Source organism: Nonomuraea angiospora (genome assembly GCF_014873145.1).
In the GTDB taxonomy this organism is placed as follows: Bacteria; Actinomycetota; Actinomycetes; order Streptosporangiales; family Streptosporangiaceae; genus Nonomuraea; species Nonomuraea angiospora.
In genome coordinates, this window is sequence record NZ_JADBEK010000001.1 from 11726448 (window position 1) to 11739963 (window position 13516).

The 13516-nt window shown below is 72.0% G+C and carries 12 protein-coding genes and 1 riboswitch; of the genes, 8 read left to right on the forward strand and 4 right to left on the reverse strand.

Annotated elements, in window-relative coordinates:
- Positions 1–181: 181 nt before the first annotated feature.
- Genes H4W80_RS53790 through H4W80_RS53800 form a run of 3 tightly spaced genes read right to left on the reverse strand, consistent with a single transcriptional unit; the run spans position 182 to position 2510 of the window.
- The gene (locus H4W80_RS53790; RefSeq protein WP_192792130.1) at positions 182–1789 is read right to left on the reverse strand and encodes a PH domain-containing protein; all 1608 of its coding nucleotides are present in this window, start codon (positions 1787–1789) and stop codon (positions 182–184) included.
- Positions 1786–2286, reverse strand: a complete 501-nt coding sequence (locus H4W80_RS53795; protein ID WP_192792131.1) for a PH domain-containing protein — start codon at positions 2284–2286, stop codon at positions 1786–1788. The genes H4W80_RS53790 and H4W80_RS53795 overlap by 4 nt, the downstream gene beginning before the upstream one ends.
- On the reverse strand, positions 2283–2510 hold the full coding sequence (locus H4W80_RS53800; RefSeq protein WP_192792132.1) for a hypothetical protein: 228 nt from the start codon (positions 2508–2510) through the stop codon (positions 2283–2285). Before H4W80_RS53800 ends, H4W80_RS53795 begins: the two co-directional genes overlap by 4 nt.
- 105 nt (positions 2511–2615) lie before the next feature.
- On the opposite strand from H4W80_RS53800, the gene H4W80_RS53805 reads away from it, so the two are divergent.
- Together H4W80_RS53805 and H4W80_RS53810 are read left to right on the forward strand one after the other, a co-directional pair.
- Positions 2616–3827 (forward strand): sensor histidine kinase, encoded by a 1212-nt coding sequence (locus H4W80_RS53805; protein ID WP_192792133.1) that lies wholly within the window; start codon positions 2616–2618, stop codon positions 3825–3827.
- Positions 3824–4471, forward strand: a complete 648-nt coding sequence (locus tag H4W80_RS53810) for a response regulator (RefSeq protein ID WP_192792134.1) — start codon at positions 3824–3826, stop codon at positions 4469–4471. The genes H4W80_RS53805 and H4W80_RS53810 overlap by 4 nt, the downstream gene beginning before the upstream one ends.
- Here the strand turns inward: H4W80_RS53810 and H4W80_RS53815 are convergent, their stop codons facing one another.
- A complete protein-coding gene (locus H4W80_RS53815; RefSeq protein WP_192792135.1) occupies positions 4472–5533 on the reverse strand; it encodes a phosphotransferase family protein in 1062 nt (353 codons plus the stop codon).
- Between the two features lie 144 nt (positions 5534–5677).
- Between H4W80_RS53815 and H4W80_RS53820 the strand changes: the two genes are divergently transcribed.
- From H4W80_RS53820 to H4W80_RS53845, 6 genes are all read left to right on the forward strand, one after another.
- Positions 5678–7000, forward strand: coding sequence for an NYN domain-containing protein (locus tag H4W80_RS53820; RefSeq protein ID WP_192792136.1), 1323 nt, complete (start codon positions 5678–5680; stop codon positions 6998–7000).
- Between the two features lie 140 nt (positions 7001–7140).
- On the forward strand, positions 7141–8115 hold the full coding sequence (locus H4W80_RS53825) for a C40 family peptidase (protein ID WP_318787506.1): 975 nt from the start codon (positions 7141–7143) through the stop codon (positions 8113–8115).
- 392 nt (positions 8116–8507) lie between these two features.
- Positions 8508–8672: riboswitch (cyclic di-AMP (ydaO/yuaA leader) on the forward strand.
- 73 nt (positions 8673–8745) lie between these two features.
- Positions 8746–9273 (forward strand): C40 family peptidase, encoded by a 528-nt coding sequence (locus tag H4W80_RS64165; RefSeq protein WP_192792137.1) that lies wholly within the window; start codon positions 8746–8748, stop codon positions 9271–9273.
- 638 nt (positions 9274–9911) lie between these two features.
- Entirely contained in the window at positions 9912–10730 is an 819-nt protein-coding gene (locus H4W80_RS53835; RefSeq protein WP_192792138.1) for a hypothetical protein, read from the forward strand.
- 11 nt (positions 10731–10741) lie between these two features.
- Positions 10742–12346: a M48 family metallopeptidase gene (locus tag H4W80_RS53840; RefSeq protein ID WP_192792139.1), complete on the forward strand. Its 1605-nt coding sequence runs from the start codon at positions 10742–10744 to the stop codon at positions 12344–12346.
- Between the two features lie 80 nt (positions 12347–12426).
- The gene (locus H4W80_RS53845) at positions 12427–13512 is read left to right on the forward strand and encodes a glycosyltransferase family 4 protein (RefSeq protein ID WP_192794294.1); all 1086 of its coding nucleotides are present in this window, start codon (positions 12427–12429) and stop codon (positions 13510–13512) included.
- Positions 13513–13516 lie beyond the last annotated feature (4 nt).

The window sequence follows — 13516 nt, forward strand, 5'->3', positions numbered from 1 at the left end:
CCCTCCTCGGTGACGGCCGCGCGCGGGAAACATCCCCCTGACGGATCATCCTGTCAACGGTTAATGGAGCTGCAACCCGCTTGCAAGCGCGACAAATACCTTTATGTCTTGCAGGACCTGAGCCGCGCGATCACGTTTGTCCAGTACAGGGGCATGGGCAAACCGAGGGGGATCACGCGGCTCATTTCTTTTCCCGCACCAGGAACGGTTCGAGCAGGCCCGGAACCGCCCGCGCCGCCAACTCCAGGCCGTCGCCGCGGTCGACGTCCACCACGTCGTAGCGGCCCTTGCCCGCGGCGGTGGCGGCGGAGACGGTCAGCAGGCCGTCGCGGCGCTGGAAGTACGACTCGGTGATCGTCCAGCCGGAGACGCCCCTGCGGTCGAGCGCGATCGTCCTGCGTACCACCGCGCCCTGCCTCGTGAGGAGATGGCGGCGGCCGAGCGCGTGGCCGAGGCTTCTGGCGCTCTCGACGGCCAGCCACATCCCGAACGGCAGCGCCAGCGCGGGGACCGCCCAGACGGCGGCGCGCGACCACTGCCACGGCAGCAGCCAGGACGCCAGGCCGGCGGCGGCGGCCAGCACGGCCACCGTCACCAGCGCCCGCACGATCCGCCGCCGCCTGGCCGCCGCCGGATGCGGCACCAGCGAGCCCATCCCCAGCCCGCCCGCGTCCGCGCTCGCGTCGCGTCCGGTGCCTGGAGTGCCGTGGCCGGAGGCACCCGCCTGGGGTGCGGAGGGCGGCGGGGCGGTGGGCAGGGTGGCGATCTCGGCGGCGAGGGACCAGGCCAGGGCGCGGGGGAGGGGCGGGGTGAGGGCGGCGACGTCCTCGGTCTCGTGCTCGTCCGCCTTGCCGAGCCCCGTGGCGATGGTCCTGAGGCGGGCCCCGCCGCCCAGCCGCAGCAGCAGCGGCTCGCTGATCTCCACGCCGCGCAGCCTGCGCTCCTCCAGGGTCAGGGACCGGGTGGTCAGCAGGCCGCGATGGAGGCGGAGGCGGCCGGGCTCGCGTTCCAGCCGGTAGCGCCCCCACGACTCGGCGAACAGCAGGACGGAGCCCAGGACGCCGACGGCCAGGTTCGCCGCGAGGATCAGCGGGACCGCCACCAGCGGCCGCGCCGTCACCCAGTCCCACAGCCCGTCGGCCGCCTCTGTGACGAGCCCCTTGGCCCCGAACGAGTCCAGCGCCTTGTAGAGCGCCCCGAGCACCAGCGCGGCCCCCGTGAACGACCACAGCGACAGCGGCGCGTACCGGATCCACGACCAGCGCAGCCGCGCCAGCGGCCCCTCGCCGGAGGCGGGCCGCTCGTCCTGACGCAGCAGAGTACGGCGCAGCGACTCCGCCTCGTGCCTGGTCAGCGGGTCGAGCACGAGCTCGGTCCCCTCGGCCGCGTGCTCGCCCGTGCCCACCTTGACCACGGTCAGGCCGAACACCCGCGCCACCGGGTCGGCCCGCAGGTTCACGCTGCGGACCCGGTCGAGCGGGATCGAGCGGTGCTGGCGGACGGTGAGGCCGGAGCGCAGTTCGAGGCGTTCCGGGGTGAGCCGCCAGCGCGTCGTACGGAGCCTGGCCACGTCATACGCCACCACGGCGGCGACGACCAGCACCGCGGCCGCCGCGCAGAGCGCCACGACCCCGCCGATCGGCCAGTCGCGGCCCGTCAGGAAACGCAGGAGAGCGGCCACCACGCCGGCGACGATCGCCAGCGACTTGACCGCCGAGGCCCACAGGCTCCGGCCCGCCAGCCGCCGCCAGCCCCCTTCAGGCGAGATCGCTCCGGCATGGTCGTTCACGTGGCGTCCCCCGGCGTGGCCTGGGTGAGGGCGGTGAGGCGTTCGGCCAGTTCGGCCGCCAGCTCGTGGTCCAGCGCCTCGATCTTGATGGCCCCCGCGGAGGAGGCCGTGGTCACCGTGACGTCCGCCAGCCCGAACAGCCGCTGCACCGGCCCCCGCGCGGTGTCGACCCGCTGGATCCGCGACATCGGCGCCACCCGCCAGGTGTGGGTCAGCCACCCCTTGCGCGTGTAGACCGCCTGGTCGGTGACCTCCCAGCGCTCCACCCGGTACGTGGCCCGCGGCCCCACGACGGCCAGCGCCACGCAGCCCGCCGCGAAGAGCGCCACGCACGCCCCCAGCCAGACCGGCCGAGAGGTGAGGATCCAGTACGCCGCCACCGCGGCGGCGGCCACCGGCACCAGGAGGATCAGCCCCTGCACCGTCCACCAGGCGACCGCCCGCGGATCGGCCTGGTTGCGCGGCGGCCGCAGCCCGGCCGGAGTGCCCCCGTTCATCTGCCGCTCTCCGCGCTCTTGCCCGAGTCGGCCACGGCCAGCAGCACGAACCCGAGCACGCCGATCACGATGGCCGCGAACACCTCGTAGCCCTCCAGGAACGGCAGCAGATTGACCAGGAGCAGGTCGTGCGACCACCGCCACCAACCGAGCACGGTGTTCAGCAGACCGCCCAGGCCCTGCAGGAGCAGCAGCCAGCCGAGCAGCGTCAGCACCATTTTCATGGTCCCCAGCGTCGTCCACGGGTCACGGGGGCCGCGTCGGCCGGAGGTCTCGCCCGGCAGCTACTTTGGTCGCTGTCGCCGTGCCCTCGGCAGGGCCTAATCTCGATGAACGTGACGCACGAATACCGGTGGGCGCTGCCGTCGGTGCTGCTCGGCGACGGCGGGGAGGGCGGCCGGGTGCGCCGCTCGACCCGCGACTGGATCGTCGACATCGGCATGTTCCTGCTCGCGTGCGGCATCACGCTCGTCACGCTGCCGGAGCTCCAGGACGAGCCGGAGCCGCTGCAGCTGCTGGAGCAGGTGGTGGGGGCGCTGTCGTGCGTGGCGGTGTGGCTGCGGCGGCGCTGGCCGGTGGGGTTCGCGCTGGTGACGACCCTGCTCTCGTCCTATCTGGAGCTCGCCGGCGGGGCCTCGGTCGTCGGGCTGTTCACCGTGGCGGTGCACCGGCCGTTCAAGATCTCCGGCCCGGTCATGCTGTTCTCCCTCGTCACGCTCGTGCCGTACATCCTGCTGCGGTACCAGACCGAGGCGGAGCGCAGCGAGATGGTGGCCTTTTCGCTGGCGCTGCTGCTGACCGCGTTCGCGTGGGGCGTCGTGGTCAGGGCCCGGCGGCAGCTCGTCTGGTCGCTCAGGCAGCGGGCCGACAGCGCCGCGGAGGAGGCCAAGCGGCTCGAACGCGAGCGCATCGCCCGCGAGATGCACGACGTGCTCGCGCACCGCATCTCCATGCTCAGCCTGCACGCCGGCGCGCTGGAGTTCCGGCCGGACGCGCCCGCCGAGGAGATCGCCAGGGCGGCCGGGGCGATCAGGACCAACGCCCACCTGGCGCTGCAGGACCTGCGCGAGGTCATCGGCGTGCTGCGCCACGCGGGGCCGGGCGGCGAGGACGACCCGGTGCCCGACCGGCCGCAGCCCACGCTCGCCGACCTGCCCACGCTGGTCGAGGAGTGCCGGCACGCGGGCATGGACGTCCGGCTCGACCTGCGGGCCGGCGGTGACGCGCCGGAAGGGCTCGGCCGCAACGTCTACCGCATCGTCCAGGAGGCGCTCACCAACGCGCGCAAGCACGGTGGCGGGGCGCCCGTGGCGGTCGCCGTCTCGGGCACGCGCGGCGAGGGGCTGTCCGCGGAGGTGCGCAACCCCGTCGGGGTGCGCCACGTCCCGCACATCCCGGGCGCCGGGGCCGGGCTCATCGGGCTGACCGAACGCGCCGAGCTGGCGGGCGGGCGGCTGGAGCACGGCGCGACGCCGGACGGCGAGTTCGTGGTGCGCGCGTGGCTACCCTGGCCGGTGGAGACGACTCGGGAGGACGCATGATCAGGCTGCTGATCGTCGACGACGACGCGATGGTGCGGGCGGGGCTGTCGATGATCCTCGGCGGCGCCGACGACATCGCGATCGTGGCCGAGGCCGGCGACGGGTCCGAGGTGCCGCCGCTGGTGGCCGAGCACCGGCCCGACGTGGTGCTGATGGACATCCGCATGCCCGGCGTCGACGGGCTCACCGCCACCGAGGCGCTGCGCCGCACGTCCGCGCCGCCCGAGGTGGTGGTGCTGACCACGTTCCACGCCGACGCGCAGGTGCTGCGGGCGCTGCGGGCGGGGGCGGCGGGGTTCCTGCTGAAGGACATCGCGCCGGGCGACCTGGTGCAGGCCATCAGGAAGGTGGCCGCGGGCGAGCCGATCCTGTCGCCCGCGGTGACGCGGCAGCTCATCACGCACGTGTCCGACGGCGCGGCGGGCGACCGTACCGGGCGGGCGAGGAAGCTGCTCGGCCGGCTCAGCGAGCGGGAGCGGGAGGTGGCGCTGGCCGTGGGGCAGGGCAGGTCCAACGCCGAGATCGCGCGGGAGCTCTACATGAGCGTGCCCACGGTCAAGGCGCACGTCTCGCGCATCCTGTCCAAGCTCGACCTCAACAACCGGGTCCAGGTCGCGCTGCTGGTCTACGACGCCGGCACGTAGTCAGCGGGCCAGGAGCTCCTCGATCGTGGCCCGGTGCAGCACCAGGTCGTCGGGGTCGTCGGGCCGGGGCTGCTCGCCGAAGTGGATCCGGCGCTGCCACACCCTGGCCATGACGATGCCGTGCCGGAGGGCCGCGTACATCTCGTAGAAGTCCAGGTCGCGAGGCTCGTACCCCGTGATTTCCCGATATTTCCTGCAAACGTCTTCGCTGCGCATGAAGTCGGGCATGCCGGGAAAGCCTGCGGAGACCGTGATGTCCTGGAAGAAGCGGTGGAGGAAGATCATCCAGGACAGGTCCAGCTCGGGCGGTCCCACCGAGGCCATCTCCCAGTCGAGCACCGCGACCGGGGTGAAGTCCCTGAACATCATGTTCCCGATCCTGGCGTCGCCCCAGCACAGCACGTCGGGCCCGGGCTCCTTCGGCCAGTGCGACTCGAGCCACCGGAAGGCCCGCTCCAGCACCGGGATCGGCCGCTCGCCGTGGGCCCACTCGTAGTAATCGCGCTGGGCCTCGACGTGCGCGCGCAACCCGGCGGCCCCGAACGGGGCCAGCTCCTCGGGCGTGAACTCCGCCCGGTGCAGCGCCGCCAGGACCGCCACCGCGGCGTCCTGCAGCCTGCGCCGGTCCGCGGGCGCCGCGTCGAGCAGCCAGCTTCCGAACGTGTACGGCATCACGTCCGGCGGCACGTCGCCGTCCTCCCGCTCCATGACGAGGAACGGCGTGCCCAGATGTTCCGGGTCCGGCTCGAACCAGAGGGCCCTGGGCGCTGGGATCCCAGCTTTTTCCCTGGCCAGGCGCATGATCCCGAACTGTGCCCCCAGGTCGTACGAGGGGAACACGGGAACGGCTTCTACCGCAGGTGCGAGCCTGGCTACACAGCGCGTTCGGCTCCCGCCCCAGGAGGCGGTGAAGAAGAGGGTCTCGCTGGACATGCCGTTCTCGGCGGGCCTGGACACTTCGGACACCGAGGCATGCCCGCCGACCCTTCCGCGCAGCCAGCGGGTCAGGCTGCCGCGCAGTTCCACCAGGTCACGGGTGGAGGTGCGGATCTCTTCTGCCATGGTCGGCCTCCTGGGTGAACACCCGTCCCGGCTCAGTCGTATATCCCCAACCAAGCGCTTGTCTAGAGAGAGGTGGCCGTTACGGTCAGGTACGCGGCAGCCGTACCCTTGTCTGAAAGGGCATGTCACGAAGGGACAAGTGGGATGAGTTCAGCGGGTGAAGGCCTGTCTCGCCCGCTTCCTGAGCAGGTGCGGCTCAATGTCGTCGACCTGGCGTCCCAGGTCCTCGGTACGATGCCCGCTGCCTCCATACCGCCGCCCCTTCGCGGGATCGCCAAGTTCGACCCCCGAAAACGCGCCAAACTCGGCAGCGCGCCCATCGCGGCGCAGCTCGAGAACGACAAGAAGTTCCGCGAGCTGGTCGCCGAGTCGGTGGAGGCCGGCTGGCCCGAACTGGTGGCCTCCCTGGCCGAGGGAAACGTCCCGCCGGCCGCCGACCCCGTGCTCGTGGCCGCGGCAGCCTACCTCACCCGTCCGCCCGGCTGGGCGGAGGTGATCGAGGTCGCCCGTACGGACCTGGTGCAGTCGGCGGTGGCGGCCGAGGGGTCGGAGCGCGAGGAGGCCGTCACCCGGCTCCGCGAGCAGCTCGCCGCGCAGAAGACCGCCGCCAAGGAGGAGGCCGACCGGCTGCGCGAGCAGATCAGGGCGGCCCGGGCCGAAAACTCTGATCTGCGGCGCAAGCTCCACGACGCCCGCGAGCGGGCCAAGGCCGCGGTGCGGCGGGCCGAGGAGATGGAGCACGCGGCGGAGGAGGCCAGGTCGGCCGCCTCGGCCGCGGGCACCGCGGGCGAGTCCGAGCTGCGGCGGCTGCGCGAGCGGCTGGCCGACGTGGAGAAGCAGCTGGAGGCCTCGCGCCGGGCCGCCCGCGAGGGCAGGAGCATCGAGGACGCCCGCATCCGGGTGCTGCTCGACGCGCTGCAGGACGCCTCGGCCGGGCTGCGCAGGGAGCTCGCCCTGCCCACGACGATAAGCCGGCCCGCCGACTCGGTCGCCGCGGTCACCGGCGAGCGGCCCGGCGTCCGGGGGGTGCCCGCGCGGGCGCTGGCCGACGACGACCCGCAGCTCCTCGACCAGCTCCTGGCCCTGCCGCAGGTCCACCTGATCATCGACGGCTACAACGTGACCAAGACCGGCTACGGCACGCTCACCCTCGCCGACCAGCGCACCCGGCTCATGACCGGGCTCGGCGGGCTGGTGGCGCAGACCAGGGTCGAGGTGACCGTCGTGTTCGACGGGGCCGAGCTCAACTCCCCGGTGCAGGTCGTGGCGCCGCGCGGGGTGCGGGTGCTGTTCAGCCAGCCGGGGGAGATCGCCGACGATCTGATCCGCCAGCTCGTACGCGCCGAGCCGCCCGGCCGGGCCATGGCCGTGGTGTCGTCGGACCGCGAGGTGGCCGAGTCCGTCAGGCGGATGGGAGCCAGACCCGTTCCGTCTGGCTTGCTGCTGCGCAGGCTGGGCCGGGCCTAGATTACGTCCACCCTTACGGGCGGATTTGCCGTGCTGTGGCAGGGATCGGCGTCGTATCACGAATTGAGCGGATAAGCTGTGACCCCACCCGCCACTTCTGTACTATTTCGCCCCAGATATAATCCCTGGGAGGCGACACAGTGAGGTTTGGCAGGGTGCCGGTGGCCGCGGGTCTCGCGTTCGGGCTGGTCCTGTCCCCTGTGGGAGCCGCCGTCGCTGATCCCAGGCCCACCCTCGGACAGGCCAAGGCCAAGCTCGACAAGCTCAACGACAAGGCCGACAAGGTCGTCGACCGCTTCAACACGGCCACCGAGCGGTACAAGGCAGCCAAGGGCGCCTACACCAAGCTGAACGACCGCTACAAGACCAAGCTGGCGACGGTCGCGGACCTGCGCGCCCAGGTGGTCGGCATGGCCGTCGACAGCTACAAGCTCGGCACCGACCTGACCTCCCTGCCCGGCATGATGAGCGCGGACCGTCCCGACGACTTCCTGATGGGCCTGGCGCTGACCGAGCAGATGTCGAAGGAGCGGGCGGAGAAGCTGGCCGCGTTCGACCGGGAGAACCGTGGCCTGAAGGCCGAGCGCGACAAGGCGGAAGAGGCGCTGGAGGCCGCCGACCGGGAACGGGACGGGGTCGAGAAGGAGCGTTCGGAGATCATGAAGCTGATCTCCGAGCAGAAGAAGCTCCTGAAGAAGCTGGGCGCCTACAACCCCGGCAACCCGAACAGCGTCGGCATCCAGTACACGGGCCCGGCCTCGGGCAACGCCGCCGCCGTCCTGCGCTTCGCCTTCGCCCAGGTGGGCAAGCCGTACGTGTTCGGCGGGACGGGTCCGGGCGGCTGGGACTGCTCCGGCCTGACCCAGGCGGCCTGGCGCGCCGCGGGCGTGTCGCTGCCGCGCACGACCTGGCAGCAGTGGGCCTGGGGCGCGAGCCGCAAGGTCTCACTGAGCGCCCTCCAGCCGGGGGACCTCATCTTCAGCTCGAGCTTGGGTCACGTCAGTATCTACGCCGGCGACGGGAAAATCGTTCACGCGCCGCAGACGGGCGACGTGGTCAAGGTCGTCAAACTCTCGGCGTACGGCGGGCGCCTCGTGGGCGCCATCCGCCCCTAGCTACGACGCGGAATCGTTGATCCCGGCGGCCGAACGGGACGCCATGGGAACGATCCACGCATACGACGCGCCTCGCAAAAGCCGCAACAAGTGTGACAAACGCGACATTTGAGGCCTGACAAACGGGCGCGAAAACAAGTGTGAGCAGAGTCACATTTAGGTAACGGAACCTGGCACTCCAGCAGGGATTTCCCTCCTTACTGACTCCACTATCTGATCTTTACAAGCGGTGTTCCGCTTTGCCGATCCTTGACCCTTCGGCGTAGCTTCTGGCGACGTCGCGGTGAACAAGCCATGTCCTCCGCGAACCCGCATCGGGCTCTCCCGGTGTGAGACAGATAAAGATCCGCTGGTCAACCGCCCAAATGTCCCCATATCAACACATTGATCGGACGGTTGGCCCGCCGAATCCGTGCAGCCAGGAGGCACGGAGCCGGGGACCCAAACGATCCCAGTTCCCAGGGATCAGGGGGTGAATCGGCGCGCGCGTCGCGCCGTAGGGCTACTTCCAGGCCCGAATCCGTCAGCTAACCCGGTAGGCATTCGTGGAAGACACAAGGAGAAATCCTGTCTACCTCCCTGCATAACCCCCGTCTGTCCCGCATTGCCCTGAGTGGCGTAGCGCTCACGATGACCGTGACGGCCGGAGGTGCGATCCTCCATGCCCCAACGGCTCAGGCGGCCACGACCGAGTCGGCTTCGACGTCTGCTTCGACGACCAAGGCGGCCGCGACCGCCGTCACCTCGAAGACGACCTCGGCCGCGGCGCTGAGGGCGGCCAAGGTCGCCCGCCAGAAGGCGAAGGCCGGCAAGGCCGTCGCCGTGGCCAAGAAGCAGGTCGGTGACCCGTACCGGTACGGAGCCACAGGCCCTGGTTCGTTCGACTGCTCCGGCCTCGTCCAGTACGCCTGGAAGAAGGCCGGGGTGAAGCTCCCGCGCGTGGCGGCCAGCCAGTTCGCCCGCATCAGGAACAAGGTCTCGTGGAAGCACCTCCAGCCCGGCGACCTGATGTTCTTCAGGGGGCTCGGCCACGTGGGCATGTACGTCGGCAAGGGCAAGATGGTCCACTCGCCTCGGACAGGCGAACGGGTACGCATCGACAAGCTGGGTGGATGGCGGCGGGCGTCGTTCGTCGGCGCTGTCCGTCCCGGCATGTGAAGAAGCCCCGCCCGGATCATTGTCCGGGCGGGGCTCTCCGCTTTTCAGTTCTCTTACGGCGGAGCACGGGCGGCACCCGCTTTCAGTTTTTACGGCGGAGCACGGGCGGCGCCACCCGCCGTACGTGGCGCAGGGCCTCCAGGGAGACGCCCGCTGACCCGCACCCACCGCCCACCGCAACGGCGCCCCTCAAACCCAGCCACCCTGTCCCCAAGCCCACACCGCCCACCCCACGGCTCTCCAGGGCCCTCAGCTCACGGCCCCTCGCCTCACGTCCGCTCGGCCTCGCGACTCTCGGCCCCACCCCGGCGGCTGACGGCCAACCGATCACGGCCCCACGACGCGCCCCTCGGCCCCTCGGCCCCACGACCCCACGACCCATAACCCTGAGCCCCACGACGCGGCGCTGACACCCACGGATCACGGCCCCACCGCCCACGGCCAACGGATCACGGCCCCACGGCGCGCGACTCGCCCCTCGTACCCTCGGCCCCACTATGCGGCGGCTGACGGCCCACGGATCGCGGTGCCACGGCACACGGCTCGCCCCCACGGCGCGGCTGGGCAGCTGACGGTTAACGTGGCGAGCAGGCGCGGAGTGGCCGGTCATGGGCTGTCGGCGGCTACGATCGGGCATCGTGTCAGGGCAGGTGAGTCGGCGGGCCGCGATCGTCTCCGTCCTGCTCCTCGCCGTCGCCCCCGCCAGCGCCCCCACCCCCGATTCCCCCGTCCTCCCCGCCGAGATCCGCGGCCTGTGGGGTGACGGCGAGGTCGTGGTCCGCGGGGCGCGGTCCGTAGTCGTCGGCCGGCACACCGCATCCGGTGAGCTCGGCGACATCGCGCGCAGGGCTGATCGGGCGGGGCAGCGGGTGTCGGCGGTGCTCGGAAGGTCGGTACGACCGCTCGTAGTCGTTCCCCCGTCCGCGTCCGAGGCGGCCGGGCTGGCCGAGGTGGGGCGGGTGGACGGGCTGGCGGCGGTGGCCGATCGCGGGCGTGTGATCATCGTCCCCGAGTTCTTCGCCAAGCTGAACTCCATCGGCAAGGACGTCGTACTCACTCACGAGCTCACCCACGTCGTGGCCGGCACCGACCGCCTGCCCCCGTGGCTCTATGAGGGGTTCGCCGACTACGTCGGCTATCGCGACTCCGGGCTCCCCGTGAGGACCGCGGCCGCCGAGCTCGCCGCCGAGGTGCGGGCCGGGAGGCTGCCGGGGGAATTGCCCGGACCTGCGGCTTTCGCGGCTGACGGGCGGGACCCCGTCCGGCTCGCGCGGGCGTACCAGGAGGCTTGGCTGGCGTGTCGCTTCCTCGCTGACCGGTTCGGTGAGAGGACGCTGGTGAGGCTCTACCGTGACGCCCGCGAGGGCGGCGTAGACCGGGCACTCGCCGCGCTCGGCCTCTCCGCCGCCACGCTGACGGCACGGTGGCGTGACTACGTGCGAGATCAGCTCGCGTGAGGGGGAGGCAGATGAGCGAACGGCGGAACGTGGACGACGCGTCGCAAGAGGCGTCGAAGGAGGATGAGGAGGCGGCCGGAGGCGCGGTGGCGGCCGGGGGCGCGGTGGCGGCCGGGGGCGCGGTGGCGGCCGGGGGCACGGTGGCCGCTGGAGGCGCGGTGGCGGCCGGGGGCACGGTGGCCGATGGAGGCACGGTGGCCGATGGAGGCACGGCGGCGGGTCCGGAGGCCGATCCGCCGGGTGCGTCCGTGGAAGGGGAGAGCGCCGGTCCGGTGTCCGGAGGCGGTGTGTTCGTGAAGGGGGAGAGCGGCGGCGGAAGGCGGGGGCATGGTGAGGACGTGTCCGTGAACGGGGCAAGGCCGCCGGAGTCCGACGGCGAGGGCCGGCTGAGGCGGCAGGCGGCGGTGGCGGCCGTGCTGCTCGGCCTGGTGATCGCGGCCGTGGCCGCCTTCAGCACCCCGTGGCACCTCCTGACCTCCGGACCGCCCGACCCGGCCCGCGACTTCACCGCCGCGCAGATCGCCAGGTCCGAGGCGTTCGACGCGGCCAGCACCCTGCCCGGCTACCTCTCGCTGGCCCTCACGCTGATCATCGCCGGGCTGCTCGTCGCCACCCCGGTCGGCGTGAAGCTGGTGGCCTGGCTCAAAGGCCCCTGGTGGGTCCGCGTGGTGCTGGGCGTCGTGGTCATCACCCTCTTCACCCAGCTGGTCAAGCTGCCGCTCGCCATCTGGGGCGAGACGCTGCTGCGCAGCTACGGCCTGTCCATCCAGACCTGGGGGTCCTGGGGCTCCGACCGGCTGAAGAACATCGGCGTCGACGCGTTCATGCTCTGCCTGATGCTGCTGGTGCTCGTGGCGCTGGCCCGCAAATTCAGGCGGTGGTGGATCCCGGCCGCCGTGGGCGCGTTCGCGCTGACGGTGCTGGCGTCGTTCGTCTACCCGGTGGTGTTCGAGCCGCTGTTCAACGACTTCACGACCATGCAGCAGGGCCAGCTGCGCACCGAGCTCCTGGACATGGCCAAGCGGGACGGCGTGCCGGTCGAGGACGTGCTGGTCGCCGACGCCTCCCGCCGGACGACGGCGCTGAACGCCTACGTGTCCGGGTTCGGCGCCACGCGCCGCATCGTCGTCTACGACACGCTGCTCAAGGCCCCGAAGGCCGAGGTCGAGCTGGTCGTGGCGCACGAGCTGGGCCACGCCAAGAACGACGACGTGCTCTACGGCACGTTCATCGGCGCCCTGGGCGCCGCGCTGGGCGCGATCCTGCTGTTCTGGGTGTTCGGCCTGGTACGCCGCCGCACCGGCGTCACCGGCCTGGGCGATCCGCGCGCGGTCGGCGCGGTCATAGGCCTGATGACGTTCGGCTCGCTGCTCATGAGCCCCGCCGAGAACCTGATCAGCCGCCACATCGAGGCCAGGGCCGACCTGCACGCGCTGGATCTCACGCACGACCCGGCCACGTTCATAGCGATGCAGAAACGCCTGGCAGTCACCAATATTTCCGACTTGTCGCCGGATGCGGTGGAATATGTGCTCTATGCCTCCCATCCTTCCAGCCCCGAGCGCATCGCGATGGCCCGTGCATGGGCCAAGCTGAACGGCGTCCCAGTGCGGTGACTCGTGCGGTGACCCGTGCGGTGACACACCCGGCGGCCGATGCCGTGCCCAAGGTGGATGTCGTGCCCAAGGCCGATGCCGTGCCCAAGGTGCTCGTCGTCACGAACGACTTCCCGCCCAGGCCGGGCGGCATCCAGTCGTTCGTGCACGGCCTCGCGCTGCGCACGCCGGGCGTGGTCGTCTACGCGCCCGCCTGGCCGGGCTGCGAGGAGTTCGACGAGCGCCAGCCGTTCCCGATCGTGCGGCATCCGACGCGGCTCATGCTCCCGACCCCGGCCGTCGCCCGCCGGGCGGCGCGGCTGGTGGCCGAGCACGGCGCGCGGACCGTGGTGTTCGGGGCGGCGGCGCCGCTCGGGCTGCTCGCCCCCCGCCTGCGCCGGGCGGGCGCGCGGCGCGTGGTGATGCTCACCCACGGCCACGAGGCGTCGTGGGCGAGCGCGCCGGGTTTCCGCGCCGTGCTGCGCAGGATCGGCGGGCACGCCGACGTGGTGACGTACCTGGGCGAGTACACGCGCGGCCGCCTGGTCGCCGCCGTCCCGCCGGGCAAGCTCGTACGGCTGGCGCCCGGCGTGGACGTCGGCCAGTTCCGCCCCGACGCGCCCAAGGCCGAGCTGGGCCTGGACGGCCGGCCGGTGGTCGTGTGCGTGTCGCGGCTGGTGCCGAGGAAGGGCCAGGACCAGCTCATCAGAGCCTGGCCCCGGGTGCTGCGCTCGGTGCCGGAGGCGGTGCTGCTGCTGGTCGGCGGCGGCCCCCACCGCAGGACGCTGGAACGCCTGGCGGCGGGGCGGGAGTCGATCAGGTTCACCGGCACCGTGCCGGCCGCGAGCCTGCCCGGTTACTACGCCGCCGCCGACGTGTTCGCGATGCCGTGCCGTACCCGGTGGAAGGGGGTGGACGTGGAGGGGCTCGGGATCGTGTTCCTGGAGGCGTCCGCCACCGGGCTGCCGGTGGTGGCGGGCGCGTCCGGCGGCGCGCCCGACGCCGTGCGGTCCGGCGAGACGGGGCTGGTCGTGGACGGCGAGGACCCGGGCGAGGTGGCCCAGGCGATCGTCGAGCTGCTGACGGACCCCGCCAAGGCCCGCAAGATGGGCGCGGCCGGGCGCGACTGGATCGCCCGCGACTGGGCGTGGGAGCAGGTGGCCGCCCGCTTCCACACGCTCCTCTAGCCCC

What these genes read in the sequence shown, in the direction of transcription:
- H4W80_RS53815 (WP_192792135.1), bottom strand. Translation starts at nt 5,533, where the DNA reads ATGGCAGAAGAGATCCGCACCTCCACCCGTGACCTGGTGGAACTGCGC.
- H4W80_RS53805 (WP_192792133.1), top strand. Translation starts at nt 2,616, where the DNA reads ATGAACGTGACGCACGAATACCGGTGGGCGCTGCCGTCGGTGCTGCTC.
- H4W80_RS53795 (WP_192792131.1), bottom strand. Translation starts at nt 2,286, where the DNA reads ATGAACGGGGGCACTCCGGCCGGGCTGCGGCCGCCGCGCAACCAGGCC.
- H4W80_RS53820 (WP_192792136.1), top strand. Translation starts at nt 5,678, where the DNA reads ATGAGTTCAGCGGGTGAAGGCCTGTCTCGCCCGCTTCCTGAGCAGGTG.
- H4W80_RS53840 (WP_192792139.1), top strand. Translation starts at nt 10,742, where the DNA reads ATGAGCGAACGGCGGAACGTGGACGACGCGTCGCAAGAGGCGTCGAAG.
- H4W80_RS53810 (WP_192792134.1), top strand. Translation starts at nt 3,824, where the DNA reads ATGATCAGGCTGCTGATCGTCGACGACGACGCGATGGTGCGGGCGGGG.
- H4W80_RS53800 (WP_192792132.1), bottom strand. Translation starts at nt 2,510, where the DNA reads ATGAAAATGGTGCTGACGCTGCTCGGCTGGCTGCTGCTCCTGCAGGGC.
- H4W80_RS64165 (WP_192792137.1), top strand. Translation starts at nt 8,746, where the DNA reads ATGACCGTGACGGCCGGAGGTGCGATCCTCCATGCCCCAACGGCTCAG.